The organism is Saccharothrix sp. NRRL B-16348, from assembly GCF_001280085.1.
Lineage (GTDB): Bacteria > Actinomycetota > Actinomycetes > Mycobacteriales > Pseudonocardiaceae > Actinosynnema.
The window spans coordinates 1-13,623 of record NZ_LGED01000091.1 but is presented as its reverse complement, the minus strand read 5'-3'; the positions used below and the strand labels follow the sequence as shown (position 1 = coordinate 13,623).

At 72.8% G+C, this 13,623-nt stretch carries 11 protein-coding genes; 7 read left to right on the top strand and 4 right to left on the bottom strand.

Annotation, left to right across the window (positions count from 1 at the left end):
* The first annotated feature begins 76 nt into the window (after positions 1-76).
* Positions 77-514, top strand: a complete 438-nt coding sequence (locus tag ADK67_RS10450) for a hypothetical protein (protein ID WP_157620087.1) — start codon at positions 77-79, stop codon at positions 512-514.
* On the opposite strand, the gene ADK67_RS10445 is transcribed toward ADK67_RS10450, so the two are convergent.
* Both ADK67_RS10445 and ADK67_RS10440 read right to left on the bottom strand, forming a co-directional pair.
* Entirely contained in the window at positions 484-1,383 is a 900-nt protein-coding gene (locus ADK67_RS10445) for a neutral zinc metallopeptidase (protein ID WP_053716202.1), read from the bottom strand. The genes ADK67_RS10450 and ADK67_RS10445 overlap by 31 nt on opposite strands.
* A 15-nt stretch (positions 1,384-1,398) precedes the next feature.
* Entirely contained in the window at positions 1,399-2,592 is a 1,194-nt protein-coding gene (locus ADK67_RS10440; protein ID WP_231648113.1) for a neutral zinc metallopeptidase, read from the bottom strand.
* Between the two features lie 135 nt (positions 2,593-2,727).
* On the opposite strand from ADK67_RS10440, the gene ADK67_RS10435 reads away from it, so the two are divergent.
* From ADK67_RS10435 to ADK67_RS10415, 5 genes are all read left to right on the top strand, one after another.
* The gene (locus ADK67_RS10435; protein WP_053716200.1) at positions 2,728-4,368 is read left to right on the top strand and encodes a DUF2207 domain-containing protein; all 1,641 of its coding nucleotides are present in this window, start codon (positions 2,728-2,730) and stop codon (positions 4,366-4,368) included.
* Between the two features lie 336 nt (positions 4,369-4,704).
* Positions 4,705-5,991, top strand: a complete 1,287-nt coding sequence (locus ADK67_RS10430; RefSeq protein ID WP_053716199.1) for a M16 family metallopeptidase — start codon at positions 4,705-4,707, stop codon at positions 5,989-5,991.
* A complete protein-coding gene (locus ADK67_RS10425; protein WP_053716198.1) occupies positions 5,988-7,376 on the top strand; it encodes a M16 family metallopeptidase in 1,389 nt (462 codons plus the stop codon). Before ADK67_RS10430 ends, ADK67_RS10425 begins: the two co-directional genes overlap by 4 nt.
* A complete protein-coding gene (gene nudC, locus ADK67_RS10420; protein ID WP_053716197.1) occupies positions 7,373-8,323 on the top strand; it encodes an NAD(+) diphosphatase in 951 nt (316 codons plus the stop codon). The genes ADK67_RS10425 and nudC overlap by 4 nt, the downstream gene beginning before the upstream one ends.
* Before the next feature lie 321 nt (positions 8,324-8,644).
* Positions 8,645-9,847, top strand: a complete 1,203-nt coding sequence (locus ADK67_RS10415; protein ID WP_053716196.1) for an ROK family transcriptional regulator — start codon at positions 8,645-8,647, stop codon at positions 9,845-9,847.
* 25 nt (positions 9,848-9,872) lie between these two features.
* On the opposite strand, the gene ADK67_RS10410 is transcribed toward ADK67_RS10415, so the two are convergent.
* Positions 9,873-10,946 carry an alkene reductase gene (locus ADK67_RS10410; protein ID WP_053716195.1) on the bottom strand — a complete coding sequence of 358 codons (1,074 nt, stop codon included), beginning with the start codon at positions 10,944-10,946 and terminating at the stop codon, positions 9,873-9,875.
* A gap of 120 nt (positions 10,947-11,066) precedes the next feature.
* Between ADK67_RS10410 and ADK67_RS10405 the strand changes: the two genes are divergently transcribed.
* A complete protein-coding gene (locus ADK67_RS10405; RefSeq protein WP_053716194.1) occupies positions 11,067-11,438 on the top strand; it encodes a MerR family transcriptional regulator in 372 nt (123 codons plus the stop codon).
* A 16-nt stretch (positions 11,439-11,454) separates the two neighbouring features.
* On the opposite strand, the gene ADK67_RS10400 is transcribed toward ADK67_RS10405, so the two are convergent.
* Positions 11,455-13,500 carry an SbcC/MukB-like Walker B domain-containing protein gene (locus ADK67_RS10400; protein WP_231648112.1) on the bottom strand — a complete coding sequence of 682 codons (2,046 nt, stop codon included), beginning with the start codon at positions 13,498-13,500 and terminating at the stop codon, positions 11,455-11,457.
* Positions 13,501-13,623: the final 123 nt, after the last annotated feature.

Below are 13,623 nucleotides of genomic sequence, written 5' to 3'. Positions count from 1 at the left end.
CAGGTGATGTTTGAGTGGCCGGCGGAGCCGTCGGCCCCCACGACAACCGGCCACCCCGTCTGCGACCATCCACGCTGTGGCGGTTCCGCGAAGCCCGGTCAGGTGGGCGCTGGTGCTGCTGGTCGTGGGCCTGGTGGCCGTCGCGGCAGCGGTCGCGTTGTGGTGGCCGCGCACGTCCACCGAGGTCCGCCGGGCCACCGCCACCGTCGTCACGCCGGCTTCATGCGGCGACGCGGAGGCCTACGACCGGGTCGAACTGACGATCGGTGACCAGGCGCACACCGCCAAGCTCGACGGCTGCGGCCATCAGCAGAACGAGGTCGTGGAAGTCGTCGTCCCCGCCGACACCAGCGGCGAGTTCACCGTCCAAGCGGCCGCCAGCACCCCCGTGGGCATGCCGTTCGACGTCAGGCTGACCACGCTGCTGATGTGCCTGAGCGGCCTGGCCGGCGGCCTCTACGCCTACCTGCTGACCAGGCGCTCTCAGCCGACGGCCTCCGCCGAAGCCGCATAGGTGTTGCACGACGACGTCACGCCCACCGTGAAACCCTGGGACGCCCATTCGGACTGGTTGTCCGGGCTGCCGTGGGCGTTCTTCTCCGGCGGCTCCTCCACGGCGTACTGGAAGTCGTCCGCCGCCTCCTGCGCCAACCCGGTCCCGATCGACCCGGCCGCCGCCACCAGGAACATCCCGGCGAAGCAGTTGGCCTGCAGCTCGATCCGCCGCGACATCTCCAGCCCCGCCGGCGTCTCCTCGCCCGCGTCGACGATCTTGCTGTCCGCGGCGCGCAGCATCCCCGTCAACGCCTGCACGTGGTGCCCGTACTCGTGCGCCAACGTCGCCAGGTGCGACCCGGCGCGCTCGCCGCCGCCGTTGTCGCGCAGCCGCCGCGTGGGCATGTAGATGGTCCTGTTGCGACCGCAGTAGTACGCGACCGCCTCACTCTCCGCGGGCGCCGAGCCGCACGGCCCGTCGGTCAGGTCCGGCGACGTGTCCAGCGCGGGCGGGTCGAACGGCAGGTTCGCCTGCTCCAGCACGGGCCGCCACGCGTCGTCCAGGCACACCACACCGGCCTTGTAGTACGCCGACAGCTCCGTGTCCGACACGCCGAACCCCGGCAACGCGCACGTCACCGCCGGAAGCCGAACGGACGCCGTGAGCAACGGGTGGTCGGCCAGCCGGTGCACGGCACGCGGCCGAGGGGCCTCCGTCTCCGTGGACTGCACGGCCGTCACGCCCGGCGCGGCCACCGCGCGGCCGTTGATCCGCCGGGACGTCTCGAGCTGCGTGATGCCGCCGAGACCCAGCACGCACAACACGATCAACGAGAACACGCCGATGAGGACGATCGGGTTGTTCTTGGGCTCCTCGGGCGTGTGCACGGTCCTCCAGTCGGGTCAGCTGACGTCCGCCGCGCTCGCCACCCAAGTGTTGCACGCGCTCGTCTCGTTGTTTTTGAACCCGTGGTTGACCCAGGCGGCGTTCTTCTCGGGCGCGCCGTGGTCCCGGTTGGGGTAGATCGGGTAGTCGCCCCGGTTCCCGGCGTCCGTCAGGGCCACCGAGATGACGTCGGCGGGCACCGCGCCGTGCGACAGGGGCGCGAGCGTCATCCCGCCGAAGCACGTGGCCTGCAGCTCCTTGCGGCGGTTCAGGTCGAGGCCGTCCGGGGTGTCCCAGCCGCCCTTGTCGTACTGGGCCTGGCTGGACGCCCGCAGGATGCCGGACAGCCACTGGATGTGGTGGCCGTACTCGTGCGCGAGCTGCCCCAGGTACTTGCCGGGGTGGTTGGGGTTCGCCGAACCCTGTTCGTTGGCGTAGTGGTTCGGCGTCCAGTAGATGGTGCCGTCGCAGTACATGGCCGTGCGGTCGGGGCCCATGGAGCCGCACGTGTTGGTGATCTGGGACGTCACCATGACCAGCTCGACCGGCTGGTAGGGCAGGTTCGCGCGCTCGAACGACGGCTTCCACATCGCCTCGATGCACGGCAGCGAGGCCCGGAGGAACCGGTCCTGGCCCGCGGGCGAGTAGTCCATCGACGGCAGGGGGCAGCCGCCGATGTTGAACGCGCCCAGGCCCGCGGCGTGGATCGGGTTGTCGCCCAGCGCGATGACGGCTTTCGGGCCGGCCTTCGGCGTGCTGGACGACGTGGACCGCCTGGTGCTCTCCGAGGCGGACGTCGACCTCGTGGTCGTCGTGGTGGTGGTGGGTTCGGGCGTGTACGTGTAGCTGTCGTACCCGGCGTTGCCCGAGTTGCTCGCCTCCTTGGAGCCGCTGTTCGCGGCCACGATGCCGATCGCGACGACGCCCAGCACGAGGACGCCGACGACCAGCACGGCCACCAGCGGGCCCTTGCTCTTCTGCCGGGGCAGCGGCGGGTACGGCATCGGCGCCGGGCCCCAGCCCTGGGGCGGTCCGGGCGGCGGACCCCAGTTGGCGGGCGGCGGCTGCGGCGCGGCCATCGGCGGCGGCATCGCGGGCGCCTGCCCGGGCCAGGACGGCGGGGGCGGCGGACCGGGCGGCGGCGGACCGGGCATCGGCGGCTGCTGGGCGGGCCACTGCTGAGGCTGCTGCTGGTGGAGGGGCGCGGGCATCGGCGGCGGCCCAACCGGTCGTGGTGGCGGCCAGCCACCCGGCGGCGGTGGTTGCGTCATCGCTGGTCGTCCCCCATATCGCGGATGCCCGAATCAGCACAAGAGCTTAGGGGAACTCCGCTATTCTCCGCGGCCGTGTTGAAAAACTGGGGAGCGGCGGCCATCTGCGCGGTCGCGCTGTGCGCGGGCACCGGCACGGCGGCGGCGCAGCCGAGCGGCACGGCCGGACTGCCCGGGACGGTCGGCGCGGACGTGCGGCTCAAGCTGGAGCGCGACGGCAGGCTGACCGTGACCGAGGTGGTCACCGTCCCCGAGGGCAGGACCGCCACGCGGGTCGTTCCGCTGCGCGTCCCGGTCTCCGCCGATCGCGACCGGGTCTTCCAGGTCGGTGACGCGGTCGTGGAGGGCAAGGGCACCGCTACAGCATCGGACGACGAGCTGACGATCGCACTCCAGGCCGGCACGTCGACCGTCAAGTACTCCGTGGTCGGCGCGGTCGCCAAGATCGGCGACACGCTGGAGCTGAGCTGGCAGCCCGCGAGCGGCTGGGACACCGCGCTCGACTCGGTGAAGGTCTCCGTGATCACGCCGGACGCGCCGCGGTCGGTGAACTGCCTGGCCGGCGAGCCGGGCACGTCGAAGCCGTGCACCAGCGCGGACCTGGGCGACGGGCGCGGCGTGCGGGCGACCGAGATCGGCCTGGCCGCCGGTGAGCGGGTCGACGTGGTGGTCGGGTTGGAGGAGGGCGCGGCGCCCGCCAACGCGCGCGTGGAGGAGTCGTCCGGGCTTGCGGCGGCGTTCGCCTTAACCCCCCTCACGGGCGCGGGGCTCGGTGGGCTGGTCGTGCTGCTGCTGTGCGGCGGGTTGTTGTTGTGGTACCTCCGCGGCCGTGACGCGCGGGCGTTGGCCGGTGAGGTCGGACCGGTGAACGTGCTGGTCACCGACGGTGCCGGGCGGGTGGCGTTCGCCTCGCCGGACGGCGTGCTGCCCGGCCAGGTGGGGACCGTGGTGGACGAGCACGTGGACGTGGTCGACGTGACCGCCACGATCGTGGACCTCGCGGTGCGCAACTACGTGTGGATCGAAGAGGTCGACGGGCACGACTGGCGGTTCGTGCGGCGCAACCCGGCCGACCCGTCGCTGTCCGGGTACGAACGCGCGGTGTACGAGGCCTTGTTGCCCGACGGGGTGGACGCCGTGTCGCTGTCGGAGCTGCGGGGCAGGCGGATCGACCTGTCTCGCGTGCGGGACGCGCTGTACGCGGACGTGGTGGCGAAGAACTGGTTCGCGCGCCGGCCGGACGCCGAGCGCAGCCTCTGGTGGTGGGCCGGTGTCGGCGTCGGCGTGCTGGGCGCGGCGCTGACGGTGGTGTTGGCGCTGGTGGGCGGGGCGGCGTTGTTCGGGCTGGTCGTCGTGGTGGCGGGGGTGGCGTTGGCGGTGGGCGCGCGCACGATGCCCGCCCGGACCAAGCGCGGCAGCGTCTTGTTGGAGCACGTGCGCGGGTTGCGCGGGTACCTGCACACGGCGACGCCGCAGGACATCCCGGAGTCCGATCGGGAGATGGTGTTCTCGCGGTCGTTGCCGTACGCCGTGGTGCTGGGTGAGACGGAGCGGTGGCTGACGACTTTCGCCGGCACGCGGCCGGGGCTGTACTGGTTCGGCGAGGCGGAGCAGGGCGGTGACCTGCGGCGGTTCGCGCAGCGGTTCCCGGCGTTCCTGGGCGCGGTGGACGGTGTGCTGGCGCAGGCGGGGCACCTGAGGTCGCTGAGGGGCTGACCCCGTTCACTCGAAAGTGATCTTGCCAACCTCGAACAGAAGTTCGACACTGGAGCCATCCCCGAACACGACCACCTGCGGGCGGCAGGCGAAGGTCGGTCGGGGCAGGGCCGAACCCGACCCGGTGCCCACACGCGCCGGCTCCACCGGGTGGGCGGCCTGCTGAGACAGGCGGTGGTCCAGGACCGGCGCGGGCGCGTGCCCGGCTCCGGATCGGCCGTCGAGCCGCTGGTCGGCCGGTCCGAACCCGGTCGGTTCGCGTTGGGCGTAGCGGGACGCTTCGGTGGGTGGGCGACCATCGAGCCCGGCAGTGGTGTGAACCCGTAGGCTGCGTCCATGGCGCTACCCGAACTGCACAGGTTCACGCTTCCCAACGGTCTGCGGGTGGTGCTCGCACCCGACCGCAGCGCCCCGGTCGTCGGGGTGAGCGTGCACTACGACGTGGGCTTCCGCTCCGAGCCTGAGGGGCGGACGGGGTTCGCGCACCTCTTCGAGCACCTCATGTTCCAGGGCAGCGAGAGCCTCGAGAAGCTGGCCCACTTCCGACACGTGCAGTCCTCTGGCGGCACGTTCAACGGGTCCACGCACCCCGACTACACCGACTACTACGAGGTGCTGCCGTCGGCGGCACTGGAGCGGGCTCTGTTCCTCGAGGCGGACCGCATGCGGGCGCCGAAGATCACCGAGGAGAACCTGCGCAACCAGATCGACGTCGTGAAGGAGGAGATCCGACTCAACGTGCTCAACCGACCGTACGGGGGGTTCCCGTGGATCCTCCTGCCGCCGGTCCTGTTCCAGACCTTCCCCAACGCGCACAACGGCTACGGCGACTTCACCGACCTGGAGAACGCCACCGTGGACGATTGCGCCGCGTTCTTCGACACCTACTACGCGCCGGGCAACGCCGTGCTGACGGTGGCGGGCGACTTCGACCCCGAAGGGGCGAAGGCACTCGTCGAGAAGCACTTCGGTGACGTGCCCGCCCGACCGGTGCCGTCCCGGCCGTCGTTCGCCGAGGCAGCGCCGAAGGGCGAGCTGCGGGCCGAGCACACCGACAAGCACGCGCCGATGCCCGCCATCGCCGTGGGCTACCGCATCCCGGACCCGGTGACCGAGGTCGAGGGCTACCTCGCGTACCTGGTGCTGGCCGGTGTGCTCACCGACGGCGACGGGTCGCGGCTGCAGCAGCGGCTGGTGCACCGCGACGCGATCGTGGTCGACGTCGGCGCCGGGTGCGGTCTGTTCGGACCGTTGGAGGCGCGCGACCCGGACACGTTCAGCATCACCGCGATCCACCCGGCGGAGGTCACCTCCGAGCAGGTGCTCACGGCGGTGGACGAGGAGCTGCTGCGGTTGGCCGAGGAAGGGCCGACGGAGCAGGAGCTGGCGAAGGTCACCGCCCGTTGGGTGTCGACCATGCACCGCGAGCACGACCGGCTCACCAGCCGGACCCTGGGCCTCGGGTCGGCCGAGCTCCTGTTCGGGCGGGCGGAGCTGCTGTACGAGCTGCCGGACAAGCTGGCCGGCATCACCACCGACGAGGTCGCCGCGGCGGCCAAGGCGTTGCGGCCCGACTCGCGCGCCGTCCTGATCCTCAACCCCGCCGACGGAGGTACCGAGTGAGCGCCCCGACCAAGCACCGCAGCGCCGACGAGATCGGCCGTACGGAGCTAGGGCCTCGCCCGTTCCCGGAGCTGGGCGAGCAGCGGGCGGCGTCGGACCTCGACACGGTCGACACGACGCTGGCCAACGGCCTGCGGGTGCTGGCCGTGCGCCGGTCCTCGGTGCCGGTGGTGGAGGTGCGGCTGCGGATCCCGTTCGGCGACCCGGCGTCGAGCAGCGTCGGCTCGACGCACGCGGCCCGCGCCGAGGTGCTGGCGAACACGATCCTCACCGGCACCGCCACCCGCAGCCGGGTGGACGTGGACACCGAGCTGGCGCTGGTCGGCGGCGAGCTGGACGCGGTGGTCGACCCGGAGCGGCTGGCGTTCTCCGGCAACGCGCTGGTGTCCGGTTTCGGCACGGTGCTGGACGTGCTGAAGGACGTGCTGACCGGCGCGACCTACCCGGCCGACGAGGTCGAGCGGGAACGCGCCCGGCTGGTGGAGCGGATCCGGTTGGCGCGGTCGCAGCCGAACGTGATCGCGCGGGAGGCGTTGCAGCGCCACCTGTACGGCGACCACCCGTTCGCCAAGGAGATGCCCGAGGCGGACGAGGTCGCGGCGGTGTCGCGGGACGACGTGCTGGCGCTGCACTCGTCGGCCGTGCTGCCGCGCGGGTCGGTGATCGTCGTGGTGGGCGACGTGGCGCCGGACGCGGCGGTGCGCGCGGTCGAGGACGCGCTGGGCGGCTGGACCGGCGAGGGCACCGCGGTGGCGTTGTCGCCGCTGCCGCCCGTGCGGGGTGGTGACGTGCTGTTCGTGCACCGTCCCGGCGCCGTGCAGTCCCAGATCCGGCTCGCCGGGCGCGGGCTGGAGCGCACCGACGACCGGTACCCGGCGTTGCAGCTGGCGAACCTGGTGTTCGGCGGGTTCTTCTCGTCGCGGCTGGTGGAGAACATCCGCGAGGACAAGGGCTACACCTACAGCGCTCGGTCGCACCCGGAGTTCACGCCGGGCGGCGCGACGCTGCTGGTGGACGCCGACACCGCGAGCGAGGTGACCGCGGCGGCGCTGCTGGAGACCCGGTACGAGCTGGGCCGCCTCGGTCTGGTGCCGCCGTCGGAGTCCGAGGTGGACACCGCGCGCCGGTACGCGATCGGGTCGCTGCTGACCGCGACGTCGTCGCAGGGCGGGCTGGCGTCGTTCCTGATGAACCTCGCCGGTCTCGGCCTGGACGTCAGCTGGTTCACCGGGCACCCCGGCCGGCTGGCGGAGGTCACCGTCGAGCAGGTCACCGAGGTGGCGTTGGAGTTCTTCGCGCCGACGTCGTTCACCGGCGTGCTGGTGGGCGACGCGGAACTGCTGACCCCGCAGCTGCGGGCGCTGGGCGGCGTGACCCTGCCGTGAGCTTCGAGTTGGTGGAACTGCCCGCCCTGTCGCGGTTCACGGTGGATCGGCAGGAGCCGTTGCGCGGCGACGCGGAGCGGATCGCGCAGCTGTGGCCGAAGGCGCGCGTCCTCACCGTGGACGCGCACGGCCGCACGTTGGTGGCCGACCAGGCATCGCGCCTGGTCGACCGCCCCGCCACCGAGTTCGGCGACGGTCCGCCGGACACGGCGGTGCTGCTCGGCGAGCAGGACGGCGTGGCGTACTGGGCGGTTCCGCTGACCGAGGACGAGACGGACGTCAGCGCGCCCACCGGCCGGGCGTGGGCCCGGCCGGAGCTGACGGACGAGCCGCAGTGGCTCGACCTGCGGGCGTGCGGCGCGTTGCTGGACGACACCGGCGCGGGCCTGTTCACGTCGGCGGTGGCGTTGTTCCACTGGCACCGGTCGGCGAAGTTCTGCGCGGTGTGCGGCGGGCCGACCGGGTCGATCAAGGCCGGGTGGGCCCGGGTCTGCGAGCAGTGCGGGCGCGAGGAGTACCCGCGCACGGACGCGGCCGTGATCTGCCTGGTCCACGACGGCGCGGACCAGGTGCTGCTCGCCCGTGGCGCGGGGTGGCCCGAGGGGCGGTACTCGGTGCTGGCCGGGTTCGTCGAGGCGGGCGAGTCGCTGGAGGCGTGCGTGGCGCGGGAGATCCAGGAAGAGGTCGGCGTCGAGGTGGGGGACATCCACTACCTCGGCAGCCAGCCGTGGCCGTTCCCGCGGTCGTTGATGATGGGGTTCGAGGCGGTGGCCGACCCGACCGAGCCGCTGCGGCTCGCGGACGGCGAGATCGCGCAGGCCCGGTGGGTGAGCCGCGCCGACGTGCGGCAGGCGCTGGCGGAACCGGGCAGCGTGCCGGACCTGCTGCTCGCCCCGGGCGCCTCCATCGCCTACCGGATGATCCAGTCGTGGGCGGCGGCCGGCTGACCCGGCACCTCACCGCAGGTCAGGTCGGCTCACCACAGGTCAGGTCGGCTCCCGCAGGCCAGATCGGCTCGCGCAGGCCAGATCGGCTCGGACACGCCATGTCGGCTCGCGCAGGTCAGGTGAGTCGGGCAGGTCGTGCGGGCTCGATCAGCCGGCCGAAATCGCGGCCCTGTCGCGGCCCGGTCCGCGAAGCGGCGCGCTTCAACGCATCGGGCGGAAAGCTGCTGGAAGCGCGGGGTAAATGGGGCACCAAGCGGTCCGCAACCGACTAACGTCGGGACTTCGACGCGCCCGTGTGGCGGCCGTGGTCCTACTCGCCCGATGGGGGTCGCCGTGCACCGCAAGCTGACCGTGCGCGACCTGCGTGCCGGAAACCGGGCGCGGGTGTTGCGCGCGCTGTACTTCGCCCAACCGCGCAGCCGGCAGGAACTCGCGGGCGTCACCGGGCTCAGCCAGGCGTCGGTCAGCAACGTGGTCGCCGAGCTCATCGCGGACGGTGTCGTGGTCGAAGCCGGGCAGGTCGAGTCGGACGGCGGGCGGCCCCGCGTGCTGCTGCGGGTCGACCCGGGGCACGCGGCCGTGGTGGGTGTCGACGTCGGCGAGACGCACGTGCTGGTCGAGGTGTTCGACCTGACGTTGCAGCGGCTGGCGGAGGCGACGTTCCCGATGGAGCCGGACGTCCACTCGGTCGACGACGTGGCACGGCGGGTCCTCGAAGGACTGGACCGGTGCCTCGCCGCCAGCGGGGTCGGCGACGTGCTCGGCGTCGGCATCGGCGTGCCGGGGCAGGTCGAGCACGGGCTGGTGTACGCGCAGACCGTCGGCTGGCGGGGTGTCGCGTTGGAACAGATGCTCCGGACCGGGACCGACCTGCCGTTGTTCCTGGACAACGGCGCGAACACGTTGGGGCAGGCGGAGGTCTGGTTCGGCGCGGGCCGCGGCACGGGTGACGTGGTGGTCGCGTTGATCGGGTCGGGCGTCGGCGCGAGCGTCATCACCGGCGGCGTGCTGTACCGCGGTTCGTCGGGCGGCGCGGGCGAGTGGGGCCACACGACGGTCGCGCTGGACGGCCGCCCGTGCCGGTGCGGCGCGCACGGGTGCCTGGAGGCGTACATCGGCGCGTCGGCCGTGGTCGACCGGTACCGCGCGGTGAAGGCGGACGTGCCCGCCGAGCAGGAGGCGGCGTTGGCGGCATTGGTCGCGGACGGTTCGCGGGCGGCGCGGGACGTCCTCGCCGAGACCGCCCGGTACGCGGGCCTCGGCATCGCGAACCTGATCAACCTGTTCAACCCGTCGCAGGTGATCGTCGGCGGCTGGGCCGGGCTCCTGCTCGGCGCGCGGATCCTGGACGACGTCCGCGCCCAGGCCTCCCGCCACGCCCTGCACCGACCGTTCGAGCAGGCGACGATCACGTTGTGCGAGCTGGGTCCCGAGTCCGTCGCGCTGGGCGCGGCGACCTTGCCGGTGGCCGAGTTCCTGGCCGCCGGCGGTGTGCGCCGCCGCACGCCCAGCCACGTGCTCTAGTACGGCGACGGCGCACGCTCACCGGTCAGGCGGTGTACTGGTACGCCGGGTACGTGAGGTAGCCCGCGTCGCCGCCCTGGTAGTACGTGCCCGGGTCGACGGGCGCGATCGGCACGCCGGTGCGGAGCCGTTCCACCAGGTCGGGGTTGGCGACGAACGCACGGCCGAAGCTGATCAGCTCCGCGCCGAGGTCGAGCCAGTGGTCGGCGGTGCTCCGGTCGGTCTGCTTCGGCCCCATCGGGACCACCGGGTTCATGATCAGGATGCCCGGCCACGCGCGGCGCAGCCCGATCAGCACGTCCTCGTCGGCGGTCGCCTCCAGGTGCACGTAGGCGAGGTCGAACCGGGCGAGTTCGGCGAGCAGTGCCGCGTACAACTCCGGCACCTCGGTGTCCTCGACGCCCCAGAACGTGGCGCCGGGCGAGAGCCTGATCCCGGTGCGGGCCGCGCCGACGGCGTCCACCGTGGCCGCGACCGCCTCGACGGCGAAGCGGATGCGGTTCGCGATCGGGCCGCCGTACGAGTCGGTGCGCAGGTTGGCGTTGGACGACAGGAACTGCGAGATCAGGTAGCCGTTCGCGCCGTGCAGCTCGACGCCGTCGAACCCGGCGTCGACGGCGCGCCGGGCGGCGTCGGCGTACGAGCGGGCGTGTTCGGGCACCTCCGAGGTCTCCAGGGCGCGGGGGAGCGGCGCGGGCCGGGGACCGTTCGGGGTGAACACGTCGCCCACGGCCGCGACGGCGGACGGCCCGACCGGCTGCAAACCGGTGGTGTCGGGGTGCGAGACCCGGCCGCCGTGCATGAGCTGGGCGAAGATCCGCCCGCCGTTGGCGTGCACGGCGTCGGTGACGGGCCGCCAGGCGGCCACCTGCTCGTCCGTGTGCAGACCGGGCGTGCCCGGGTTGGACTGCCCGATCGGACTGGGCTGCACGCCCTCGGAGACGATCAAGCCGGCGGTGGCGCGCTGGGCGTAGTAAGCCGCCATGGACGGGGTCGCGAGGCCTCCGGCCGCGGCCCGGACCCGGGTCATCGGCGCCATCACGACGCGGTTGGGCAGGTCCAGACCGCCGAGGCGGTAGCGGTCGAACAGCGTGGTCATGCCGGAGCTCCTTCGTACTGGTCGAGGCCCGCGACGGGCCCGCCAGGTACGCTAAAACCTCACATCAATGTGAGAGGCAAGTCGTGCGGCCGGGGTCACAGTCGCAGTCGGGAGGGTGAGATGCGGATCGGCGATCTCGCGGCGCGCGCCGGGGTCAGCGTCCGTTCGCTGCGGTACTACGAGGAGCAGGGACTGCTCAGCAGCACGCGCAGCGCCGGCGGGCAGCGGCACTACACGGAGAGCGACGTCGAACGGGTCGCGTTCGTCCAGCGCCTGTACGCGGCCGGGCTGTCCAGCCGCACGATCATCGAGCTGCTGCCGTGCCTCGACTCGCCCAGCGACGAGAACTCGGACGCCGCGATGGAGCGCATGGCCAAGGAACGCGACCGGCTGTCCGCCCACATCGAGGAACTGCTGCGCACCCGTGACGCGCTCGACGTCCTGATGATCACGGCCCAGGCTCACCGCGACGCCCGCAAGGTCTGCGTGTGATGGGCGTTCCGCCGAGTCAGGGGTCGACCCGGTCCAGCGCCGCGCCGTCCCACGTGGTCTGCGTGCACGCCACACCGCGTCCGTTCTTGGGTCGCAGCACGTCGTAGATGTGCATGCGCGGGATCTTGTCGGACACGCCCCAGCCGCTCGGCCAGGTGATCACCCAGTCCATGTCGAGGTCCACGAGCAGGCCGAGCATGCGTGCGATCGTCGGGTCGTCGAGCCGTTCGAACGCCTCGTCCAGCAGCACCAGGCGCAACGGCGAGAACTCGCCGCTCACCGCGTCGTAGAACGACGCCGCCGCCGCGAACAGCGTCACGTACGAGATGAGCCGCGTCTCGCCGGACGACAGTTGCCGCAGCCGGCGTTCGCGCGGGTTGCCGTCGGGGCCGGTGTCGGCGACCGTGACGGTGAACTGGTGCCACGTCCGGTAGTCCAGGGCGCGGGACAGGATCTCGGCGTAGTTGCCGGTGTGCGCGTCGCGTTCGGCTTCGATGCGTTCGGTGAACACGCGGCGCAGCGTGGCGTCCTGCTCGGGATCGCGTTCCGCGTACGGCAGGCGGACCAGCGCCAACGCGTCACGCGTCTCCTCCTCCAACGCCGCCGACGGCTTCCACGCCAGCTTCACGTGCACGCCCTGGCTGGACCGGGCCTTGCCGAGCACCTCGTTCATCCGCTTGCACAGGTCCTCGGCGACCGCGATCTGCCCGCGCAGCCACTCGGCCAGGTCGCGGATCAGGTAGTCGGCGAAGATGTTCTGGTACTGCTCGTCGAGGAAACCGCGTTGTTCGGCCAGTTTCGCGGTCACCTGACGTGCGGCGACGGCCACCGGGCGGGCGCCCTCCTCACCGGTGACGGTGACGGTGAGCAGGCCGACGTGCTGCTCGGCGGCGATGTCGTGGCTGCCGGCCAGCGACGTCTGCAACGCCTGGAGCTTGGTGATCACCGTGGCCTCGCCCGCGCCGCGCCGGTCGGACGCCGCGAGGGCCGCGCGGACCGACGTGACGTCTTCCGGCACGTCCGGGAGTGCGGCGACGAGGATGCCGGGCGCCTGCACGGTGGCCTTGAAGTGCTCGGTCGCGCGGGTCAGGGCGTCGCGGGCGGTGGCGAGTTGTTCGGCCGACGTCTCCAGTTGGGCGTTCAGCTTGGCGGCCTGCTCGCGTGCCGACGTGACCTGTTCGCGCACACTCTTGAGCTCATCGCGCATCTCGCGCCGTGAACGCTCCAAAGTGGACAGTTGATCCGCGATCTCCCTTGCCTCGCCACCGATCGCGTCGGTCAGCTCGGCCAACGTCGACGCCTGCGACGCGTAGTCGACGCACCGCGCCTCCGCATCCGCCTCCGCCGCGACCCGATCGTCCACCGCCGCGTGGTACCGGTGCGACGCGTCGGTCAGGTCGGCCACGGTGCCGCGGCACTGGCGGCGCAGGACGTCACCCAACCGGTCGGCCGTGCGCTGCGCCTCGGCCGCCGCCTGCTGTGCCTGCTGCAGGCCGTCGGTGGTGGCGGGCAGTCCCGCGTCACCGGCCTGGCGCACGACTTCGGCGGCGGCGGCTTCGCCTCGCGCCTGGGCGGTGGCGAGTTCGTCGCGCAGCTCCTCCGCGCGGCGGGCGGCCCGGTCGGCGGATTCCTGCGCGGCCTGGAGCCGGCCGTGCCGGGCGACCAGCTCGCGGTCGGCGGGGAAGCGGTCGAGGTGGGTCTCCCACTGCTCGACCCGGCCGTGCGCGGCGGCCAGGTCGGCTTCCGCCACGCCGAGGTCGGCGCGCAGGGCGGCCAGCTCGTCCTCGAGTTCCGCGATGCGGCGCTGGCGGGCGGCTTCGCGGGCTCCCGCGCCGATGAACTCCGCCGCGTCCTTGTGCCACGCGCCGGTCAGCACGCCCGCCTGCCAGCGGCCGTCCGGCGACACCGCGAACGTGGCGGCCGGGGCCAGGGTGTGCAGGGACACCGACGCGAGCAGGTCCGCCACGACGGCGGCGGGCACCGGCGAGGCGGGCTCGACGGCCGGGATCAGGACCGTCGCCAGGGACGGGCCGTCCACCGGGGTGCCGGGTACGGCCAGCACGTCCTGGGTGGCGGCAACGGGTGTCGCGGCGGCGGCAGGGTGGGCAGGGTCGGAAGGGGCGGCAGGGTGGGTCGGGTCGGAAGGGGCGGAAGGGGCCGGAGGTGCGGCGGAAGGGGTCGGAGG

Excerpts from the sequence above, each read along its gene's own strand:
- ADK67_RS10415 (WP_053716196.1), top strand. The coding sequence starts at position 8,645 with ATGGGGGTCGCCGTGCACCGCAAGCTGACCGTGCGCGACCTGCGTGCC.
- ADK67_RS10405 (WP_053716194.1), top strand. The coding sequence starts at position 11,067 with ATGCGGATCGGCGATCTCGCGGCGCGCGCCGGGGTCAGCGTCCGTTCG.
- ADK67_RS10410 (WP_053716195.1), bottom strand. The coding sequence starts at position 10,946 with ATGACCACGCTGTTCGACCGCTACCGCCTCGGCGGTCTGGACCTGCCC.
- ADK67_RS10440 (WP_231648113.1), bottom strand. The coding sequence starts at position 2,592 with ATGCCCGCGCCCCTCCACCAGCAGCAGCCTCAGCAGTGGCCCGCCCAG.
- ADK67_RS10430 (WP_053716199.1), top strand. The coding sequence starts at position 4,705 with ATGGCGCTACCCGAACTGCACAGGTTCACGCTTCCCAACGGTCTGCGG.